The organism is Staphylococcus sp. 191 (genome assembly GCF_011174885.1).
Taxonomy (GTDB): Bacteria; Bacillota; Bacilli; order Staphylococcales; family Staphylococcaceae; genus Staphylococcus; species Staphylococcus coagulans.
Map to the genome: position 1 here is coordinate 1 of NZ_PNRJ01000039.1, position 792 is coordinate 792.

Consider the following 792-nt stretch of genomic DNA (forward strand, 5'->3'; position numbering starts at 1 on the left):
TTATTATATTGAGGTCTGTCTTTTGTCCTAAAACCATTCATAACTTGAACTCGGCATCGATTGATTGCACGATATGAAAGCGATCAATAATCATCTCCGCATGAGGAAATAAGTCTTGAATGAGTGCGATATAAGGTGGAAACATATCTATAGAGATGGTTTTCACTCTTTGACGTTGCTTTCTAGAGAACTTTAAAAAATAGGCTTCTAATTTATGTTTGCGACGATCAGGTAAAATATCGATGATATCATGGGTTACACTACCACAGTAAATAAAGCTCATCGCACCTTCGACATCTTTCGTTGATTTGAATTCGTCAAAAGCTAAGTGCTCAGGTAAAACATGATGTGCCTGCGTCTTTACCGAATCACTTATCTCTTTTAAATGGCGATGGACAGTTGAAGGTGATACACACAGACTTTCAGCGACATCCTTTTCAGAGATGACTTTAGATAGTTTCCGCGTCATCATGCGTTTGACCTCATTTGAGATCGTACATCGGGGCTGAATATAGGGTGTTTGAGCTGTAAAGGTTTGTTGACAAGCTTTACAGTAAAAGCGCTGTTTCTTCAATTTTAAATAGGCAGGTCTTTCAAAAATTAATCCCATATAAACTTTCGTTTTACGAAAGCCATGTTTAATAATTAAATGGGCATTATTTTTAATTCCACAACACGCACAAGTACGGGGATGATATGTCAATTGGCCTTCGTATAATAATGCCTTTACGTTTTTATGTACATGTAATCCTAGATTTGGAGGGAGGGGGAAAGGGGGGAAATTAATTCCAA

General features: G+C 37.4%; 1 pseudogene. It reads right to left on the reverse strand.

From position 1 onward, the window contains the following. Positions 1-787 (reverse strand): annotated as a pseudogene (locus C1H58_RS12100) (ISL3 family transposase); the annotation flags it as partial. Positions 788-792: the final 5 nt, after the last annotated feature.